Source organism: Acuticoccus yangtzensis (assembly GCF_001927245.1).
Taxonomy (GTDB): domain Bacteria; phylum Pseudomonadota; class Alphaproteobacteria; order Rhizobiales; family Amorphaceae; genus Acuticoccus; species Acuticoccus yangtzensis.
The window spans coordinates 1,384,956-1,392,722 of record NZ_MJUX01000001.1; the positions used below are offsets into that span (position 1 = coordinate 1,384,956).

General features: G+C 68.0%; 5 protein-coding genes. 2 read left to right on the forward strand and 3 right to left on the reverse strand.

What is annotated here, in order from left to right:
- Window positions 1-117: 117 nt before the first annotated feature.
- The gene (locus BIX52_RS06240; protein WP_075220023.1) at window positions 118-1,224 is read right to left on the reverse strand and encodes a hypothetical protein; all 1,107 of its coding nucleotides are present in this window, start codon (window positions 1,222-1,224) and stop codon (window positions 118-120) included.
- A gap of 94 nt (window positions 1,225-1,318) precedes the next feature.
- Complete coding sequence (locus BIX52_RS06245; protein WP_075220024.1) at window positions 1,319-1,657, reverse strand: hypothetical protein; 339 nt, start codon at window positions 1,655-1,657, stop codon at window positions 1,319-1,321.
- A 294-nt stretch (window positions 1,658-1,951) separates the two neighbouring features.
- Here BIX52_RS06245 and clpB point away from each other — a divergent pair, with 294 nt between their 5' ends.
- Together clpB and BIX52_RS06255 are read left to right on the forward strand one after the other, a co-directional pair.
- The gene (gene clpB, locus BIX52_RS06250) at window positions 1,952-4,546 is read left to right on the forward strand and encodes an ATP-dependent chaperone ClpB (RefSeq protein ID WP_075220025.1); all 2,595 of its coding nucleotides are present in this window, start codon (window positions 1,952-1,954) and stop codon (window positions 4,544-4,546) included.
- Window positions 4,547-4,731: 185 nt separating this feature from the next.
- Window positions 4,732-5,136 (forward strand): hypothetical protein, encoded by a 405-nt coding sequence (locus tag BIX52_RS06255; protein WP_075220026.1) that lies wholly within the window; start codon window positions 4,732-4,734, stop codon window positions 5,134-5,136.
- Between the two features lie 111 nt (window positions 5,137-5,247).
- Here BIX52_RS06255 and BIX52_RS06260 read toward each other — a convergent pair whose 3' ends face one another.
- Window positions 5,248-7,176: a LysM peptidoglycan-binding domain-containing M23 family metallopeptidase gene (locus tag BIX52_RS06260; protein ID WP_075220027.1), complete on the reverse strand. Its 1,929-nt coding sequence runs from the start codon at window positions 7,174-7,176 to the stop codon at window positions 5,248-5,250.
- Window positions 7,177-7,767: the final 591 nt, after the last annotated feature.

The window sequence follows — 7,767 nt, forward strand, 5'->3', positions numbered from 1 at the left end:
AATGGGTGAGCGTCAACCGGCTTTTTGGCGGAACCGTGGTAAAAACATCACGCAAATTGTACGCGGGACCGGGTTCGGACCTCCCGCGACGCCTCATTGCCTTGAGGCTGCGCTGCGTCATTCGGCGGTTGCCACCGCACCGAGATGGCTGACGATTTGCGCGATTTCCGCGTCGGACCACGACCGCATCGCGGCAAAATCCAGGTCATCCTCACGAGGCGGATCGTCGAATGGGGCGATGGGACGGCCAAGCAAATCGTCGATGAAACCGGCCTCTTCGGCGAGCGCCGGAGCGGCGGCCGCGGCGATCTCGCGCGGGAGACGGAAGGGCGGCCCCGGGACTGTGGCGGCGGCCGCGGCGAGTGCGGCGCGCCATTCGACCGCACCGGGGCGCCGGGCGAACAGGGACCGCCCGGGCAGATGGAAGCCGCCTCGCGGCCGCAACGCGCGGTGGGCGGCCTTCTCCAGCGCGTGTGCCAGCGGCGGCGGCAGCGTCGCCAACGGCTTCGGCTCGCCCTTCGGCCCGATCGCCTGGAGGAGCTTGAGCGCGGGGAGTGAGAGGGACTCGTTGGCGCGCCCTGCCCGCAGGTGCGCCAGATGCGGCAACGGGCGCTGCACCGCGGCGAGCACCGTCTGCAGCACGCAGCCGGCCACGAACTGCGAAGGATGATGGATGGTGAGGCGCAGGGCGTCCGCGCCGAAGACGCGCCGATAAGGCTCGAAGCGCATGCGGTACTGCGGGAGAGGCGGGCGGGCGAGAAGCTCGTCCAACGGCGTTCCGTCCCGCAGCCGGTGCTGGCAGACGCTGCGCAGGAAAGCGAAGGGCGGCCGCACCAGCGCGATGATGCGCACGGCGTCGAAGTTGGGTGCGAGCCGGGCCTTCAATGCGGCGCAGGCGGCCTCGGGGAAATGGCTGAGCCCTTCGCCGGAGACGATGAGGTCGTTCCCGCTGCGGGCCGTGGCGGCCGCGATGTCGTCGAATGCGGTGGCGAGGCGGGGCGCCTCGGTCACCAGCCCTTCGAAGCCGCGGCGGGCGAGAGTGCGGCGGAAGGCCGGCTCATCCGCTCGGAAGATCGCGGCAAGCGGCATCGACTGGTTGGCGCCGAAGGCGGAGGGGAAGACGAGGCCGTCCGCCGCCGCCTCGTCGCGTGCGGCGGCGAGAGCATGCTGCACCGCGGTCGAGCCGGTCTTGTTCATGCCGATGTGGATGTAGGCAGTCGGCATGCGTTCTCGTGCTGGGACGGTGCCTCACAGCACGTCAGGTGTCGTTCCGCGCGGCGCAGCGGCGGCGGCGCCCAGCGCTGCGCCGAGGCGGGTCTCAGTCCAGGTGGCGGCGAGTGAGCGGGCGGCGCGCCTCGACGCGGATCGGTTGAAGCTGGTAGCCGGACGGCATGTCACGCCGCCCACGCCCGCCGGTGCGGTCTTCACCCTGAAGCGCGACGGCGACGGCCATCTGCACGCTGGCGAAGGTGATGATGAAAAAGGACGTCATCACCGCGAGGGCGAGGAAGCCGGCATCGCTCCTCAGAACGAGGCTGCGCAGGCCGCCGACATCGCCGATGACCAGAAGGGCGACGGTGGCCAGCGCGATGAGCCCGCCCGTCACCGCGTGACCGGCGAGAAAGCGGACGAGGCGCGTGTCGTTCTGCTGACGCATAGGATCCCCCATAACGGGGCCGCGGCCCCATCACAGCAACATAGGCAGAACTTTCCGCCGCGTCACGCCCTATCGCACCAGAATTCACACTTTAAAGTTGCGCGAAAGACAGCCTGCGGAAAGGATGGACCGACGCCGATTTTCGGCCTGCAATGCCTTTTGAATGGGCAGATCGACCTTATCTATCTGATGGCGCCGGCTTCGGCGGCGCCGACGGTGGCACGCGCACCGTCCATTCCAAGTGACGGCTGGCGGGCATCAGCGCATGACGCGAGCCGGGACAAGGGGGTCCCTATGAACATCGAAAAACTTTCCGATCGTACGCGCGGCTTCATCCAAACCGCCCAGACCAACGCGATCGGGGCCGGGCATCAGCAGTTCACGCCCGAGCATATCCTGAAGGCTCTGCTGGACGATCCGGACGGTCTCGCCGCCGGCCTCATGAAAGAGGCGGGGGCACGGCCGAAGGACGCCCATGCCGCCGTCGAGCGCACTCTCGGCAAAATGCCGAAGGTGGACGGCTCCGGCGCGGGCGACCTGCGCCTGGTGTCCGGCACGGTCAAAGTGCTCAACCAGGCCGAGAGTCTGGCACAAAAAGCCGGAGACTCTTACGTTACAGTCGAAAGGCTGCTGCTGGCGCTCGCCTCCGAACCGTCGACCGAGAGCTTCAAGATCCTGAAAGCCGCCGGGCTGACGCCGCAGGGGCTGGAAGGCGCGATCGCCAACCTGCGCAAGGGCCGCACCGCCGACAGCGCGGGCGCCGAGGACAGCTACGACGCGCTGAAGAAGTACACCACCGACCTCACCGCGTCGGCGCGTGACGGCAAGCTCGACCCGGTGATCGGCCGCGACGAGGAAATCCGCCGCACGATCCAGGTCCTGTCGCGCCGCACCAAGAACAACCCGATCCTGATCGGCGAGCCCGGCGTCGGCAAGACCGCGATCGCCGAGGGGCTGGCGCTTCGCATCGTCAACGGCGACACGCCCGAGAGCCTGAAGGACAAGAAGCTCCTCAGCCTCGACATGGGCGCGCTCATCGCCGGTGCGAAGTATCGCGGCGAGTTCGAGGAGCGGCTGAAGTCGGTGCTCTCCGAAATCAAGTCGGTCGGCGACGTGGTGCTCTTCATCGACGAGGTGCACACGCTGGTCGGCGCCGGCAAGGGCGATGGGGCGATGGACGCCTCCAACCTCTTGAAGCCGGCTCTGGCGCGCGGTGAGCTCCACTGCGTCGGCGCGACCACGCTCGACGAGTACCGCAAGTACATCGAGAAGGACGCCGCGCTCGCCCGCCGCTTCCAGCCGCTGTTCGTGGACGAGCCCTCGGTGGAGGACACCGTGTCCATCCTGCGCGGCCTGAAGGAGAAGTACGAGCTTCACCACGGCGTGCGGATCTCGGACGGCGCCATCGTCTCGGCAGCGCAGCTCTCGAACCGCTACATTCAGGACCGCTTCCTGCCCGACAAGGCGATCGACCTCGTCGACGAGGCGGCCTCGCGGCTGCGCATGCAGGTGGACTCCAAGCCCGAAGAGCTGGACGAGATCGACCGGCGCATCCTGCAGCTCTCCATCGAGCGTGAAGCGCTGAGGAAGGAAGAGGACCGCGCCAGCCAGGACCGGCTGGACCGTCTGGAGCAGGAGCTTGCCGACCTCGAGGACCGTTCCGACGAGCTGACCACCAAGTGGCGGGCCGAGAAGGAGAAGCTCGCCGGGGCGCAGGGCGCCAAGGCCGAGCTCGACCAGGCACGCAACGAGCTTCTGAACGCGCAGCGGCGCGGCGATCTGGCGAAGGCCGGCGAGCTCGCCTACGGCGTGATCCCCGAGCTGGAGCGGCGCATCGCCGAGGCGGAGGGCGCGGGGTCCGGCGGCATGGTCGAGGAGGCGGTGACGGCCTCGCACATCGCTCAGGTGGTGTCGCGCTGGACGGGCATCCCCGTCGACAAGATGCTGGAGGGCGAGCGCGAGAAGCTGATGCGCATGGAAGAGGCGCTGGAAAAGCGCGTCGTCGGCCAGGCCGAGGCGGTGCATGCCGTGTCGACCGCCGTGCGCCGCGCCCGCGCCGGACTGCAGGACCCGAACCGGCCGATCGGCTCGTTCATGTTCCTCGGCCCCACGGGCGTCGGCAAGACCGAGCTGACCAAGGCGCTGGCCCACTTCCTGTTCGACGACGACACCGCGATGGTGCGCATCGACATGTCGGAATACATGGAGAAGCACGCCGTTTCCCGGCTGATCGGCGCCCCTCCGGGCTATGTAGGCTACGACGAGGGCGGCGCGCTCACCGAGGCGGTGCGGCGGCGGCCCTACCAGGTGGTCCTGTTCGACGAGATCGAGAAGGCCCACCCGGATGTCTTCAACGTCCTCCTCCAGGTGCTGGACGACGGGCGGCTGACGGACGGACAGGGCCGCACGGTCGATTTCCGCAACACGATCATCGTGATGACGTCGAACGTTGGCGCGGAGTTCCTGGCGAACCAGGGCGAGCACGACGAGGTGGAGGCGGTCCGCCCGCAGGTGATGGAGATGGTGCGCGGGCTGTTCCGGCCCGAGTTCCTGAACCGGCTCGACGAGATCGTCCTCTTCAGCCGCCTGAAGCGGGCGCAGATGACGGCGATCGTCGACATCCAGCTGAAGCGGCTCGACCAGCTTCTGGCCGACCGCAAGATCAGCCTGACCGTGCCGCAGGCGGCGCGCGAGTGGCTGGCCGAGAGGGGCTACGACCCGGTCTACGGCGCGCGCCCGCTGAAGCGCGTGATCCAGAAGGAGGTGCAGGACCCGCTCGCCGAGGCGATCCTGTCCGGCACCATCAGCGACGGCGACACGGTGGTCGCCACGGCGACGTCGGACCGGCTGATCTTCCAGCCGGCGGACGAAGCGTCGCAGGCGGCCTGAGCCCGCGCCTGACCTGACTTAAAGTGCGCGCCGGCGGCCCCCGCCGGCGCGTTTTCGTCGGGTGTCCCCGCTGTGCGTACCGGGGGCCTCCGCACCGCACGAGAGCATGCGGCAATTTATATCTTAAATTGCAAATACATCCATAAATTGTTAAGACGGAGCCTCTTTCGCTCGGGAGGTTCATCATGGCGCACCACGGACCCGCTTTCGTCGCCGTCCTCGCAACATCGGCCGGCGCGGCGACGCTGGTGCCGCTGCCGGTGCCCGGCCTCGCTCAGCCGCTGGTCGATCCGCTCGGACCGGCCAGCTCGCTTCTCGCCTGGTGCGGCCTCGTCTTCTGTGCGTTGGCGGTCCTCTTCGCGCTGCTGGCGCTGCTGCGCGCGGACCCCGCGTTCGGCGGGCTCATCATCCTGTCGGCGATCGGCGCTTCCTTCTGCCTCGGCCCTCTGGCGGCGGTGGCGATGTCGGGGGTGGTGCTGGCCGCCCTCCCCCTCCTCCTCGTCCGCAAAGGTGCGGCGCCGGTCTCCTCCGTGCGCCAGTCCAAGACCGCCCCCGCTGGCCCTCCGCGGCCCCGGCGCCTCTTCGCCTGACGTCCGGTCCCCGCCGCACTTCGCCCGCGGGTGATGGGCGGGTGATGGGCACGGCAAACGAAAAAACCGCGCCGAGGCGCGGTTTTCATCAACGGTTCGGGTGCGGATCGCTCAGCGGCGCGCCAGCTCGATGCGACGCTCGTCGAGCAATGTGTCGATCCGGTCCCGCTCAGCCCGGAAGGACGCGAGCTGACTGCCGGTCAACTCCTTGCCGCGGCGCAGGCGGATCTTCAGCGGGTTCACCGGGCGGCCGTTCACGTGCACCTCATAGTGAAGGTGCGGGCCGGTGGAGAAGCCGGTCGATCCGACATAGCCGATCACCTGGCCCTGCTTCACCCTGACGCCGGGTTTGATGCCCTTCGCGATCTGCGACTGGTGGGCGTAGCCGGTCATGTAGCCGTTGAGGTGCTTGATGGAGACCCAGCGGCCATAGCCCGCCTTCCACCCCGCCTCGGAGACGACGCCGTCACCGGCGGCATAGATGGGCGTGCCGCGCGGTGCGGCATAGTCCACGCCCTTATGCATGCGGCGGCGGCGCAGGATCGGGTGACTGCGCATGCCGAAGCCGGAGCGGTAGACGCCGCGCTGGACGGGCTTGCGCATCAGGAACCGGTCGCCGGTGCGCCCGTCCTCGTCATAATAATCGACGGTGCCGTCGTCCGACTTGAAGCGGTAGAAGCGCTTCTGGACGCCGCCGACCGTGAGTGCGGCGAACAGCAGCTCCGTCGCCTCGCTCGCCCCCTCCACCGGCTGCGAGTGCAGCACCGTGAGCGTGTCGCCGGCCCGGACCGAGGCATTATAGTCCACCTCGTTGGCGAAGGTGGCGACGAGGATGTCGCGCACCCGGTCCGGCAGCTCGTTGTCGGTCGCGGTTTGGTAGAGGCTGTCGTAGATCGGCGGCGTCTGATTGCGCGGGGCCGCCACCTGCAGCGCGCTGACGTCGGGCGCGGGGCCGGCCGGCGCCTCGCCCAGAACGAACTCGCCGCTGTCGGTCATCGCCACGGTCGCGATGTGGCGGTCCTTCTCGTAGATGGAGAGGCGCGTCGGACGGCGCTGAGCCTCTTCGCCCTCCTCGTCCAGCGCGAAACCGATGCGCAGGGTCTGGCCCGGCATCAGCTTGGCCACCTTCATCTCGGTCAGAACCGCGTTGATTTCCTTGACGTCTCCGGCGCTGACGCCGCTGCCCACCAGGATCTTCGACAACGTGTCGCCGGGCTGGACGAGTTCCAGAAGCTCGTTGTCGTCGCCCTCGTCGTCGTCGTCCTCCGTCTTCACCAGCTCGGAGACGTTTTCGGGGATGACGAGGAGATTGGGCGCGGTTTCCTGGGCGGGATCCACGAAGGCTGCATCGTCGGCGAGGTTGACGCTGCCGTCGGCGGACGCGACCACGGTGGGAAGCCCGTCGACCGGCTGCGGCGCTTCGCCTCGGATCTGCCGGGCGATGTCGCGCTCCTTCAGTTCGAGGTCGTCCTGAAAGGTGACGCCCTCGTCGAGCGGGAAGTCGGACACCGAGACGGTGATTTCCCCGTCGACCTCTTGAGCCGAGATGGCATCGGTTGCGTTCTCGCCCGCCTGGGTCTCGGTCGAGACGAGCTCGCGCGCGTTGAAGGCGGGAATGTCGCCGGCGATGTCCGCGCGGTCGAGGACCAGCGAGGCGTTGACCATCACATAGGGGCGTTTGGCGATGATCCGCTCGTCGCCCTGGCGCACCACGGTGGCGATTTCGATGACGCGGCGCGAGGACACCGCCTCGTAGGCGGGGCGGACGCGGTCGCCTTTTTCGCCTTTGCGCACGGCGCGGGGTTTGGCGGCATCGACGAGGGGGGCGGCGTGGGCCGAGACCACATAGCGCCCATCGAGGGCGGCGATGAGGGCACCGCCCATGAGGGCGGTCGACGTGATCGCGGTGACGACGGCGCCGAAGAGCCAGCGCACGCTGACGCCCCGCCGCGAATAGCGGGCGGGATCGGCATCGCCCATCATGATGGGCGGTTCTTCGCCCAGCTCGACGGTTTTTGGCTTGCGGCTATCTGCGGCCAAGGTTGTTCCTCACTGACGCAATACTCACGCGCCCCTTTTAAGGGATTGGCAACTGGTGCGAAAGGTTGGTGATCGTCGCGCCCGTGCGGACGGCCTTGACTCTATATGGCCCCGCCTTGTGCCGGCCCGTCCTCGGCATCCGCGCGAAGAGACGGCGGACGGAATTTCACACCGCGAGCAGCAGCGTTCCGGCCCTGAGCTTGACCGCTTTGCCTGTTTCGTCAGCCCCTTACGCCCGCCTCTGTCGCATAGTATCGGCGGCGCGATACAGTTTTTGCGAATCGGTCGTTGACACCCCCGACTCACCCCCTTATACCCCACCCATAGACGAGGCGGCGCCGCCAACTGGCGCTTCTGCCTTGTCCGTTTTCCACGGAAACTTGGCTCAATGGCCCGCTGGTCGGGACGGGGCGTGTTTCTGTCGAATTGGGGCCCTGCGGGGGTCCGGCGAAGCGTGATGCGCTTCGGGTTCTTTGACAAGTGAAGCGGAAGAAAGAGAAACGTGGGCGGCGTTGTCCCTGCGGGTTCCCTCCCCTCTTATGGAGGATGGGGACCGTGACAAGACAACGGCGGACACGTCTCAAGATGACG

Excerpts from the sequence above, each read along its gene's own strand:
- clpB (WP_075220025.1), top strand. The coding sequence starts at position 1,952 with ATGAACATCGAAAAACTTTCCGATCGTACGCGCGGCTTCATCCAAACC.
- BIX52_RS06255 (WP_075220026.1), top strand. The coding sequence starts at position 4,732 with ATGGCGCACCACGGACCCGCTTTCGTCGCCGTCCTCGCAACATCGGCC.
- BIX52_RS06245 (WP_075220024.1), bottom strand. The coding sequence starts at position 1,657 with ATGCGTCAGCAGAACGACACGCGCCTCGTCCGCTTTCTCGCCGGTCAC.
- BIX52_RS06240 (WP_075220023.1), bottom strand. The coding sequence starts at position 1,224 with ATGCCGACTGCCTACATCCACATCGGCATGAACAAGACCGGCTCGACC.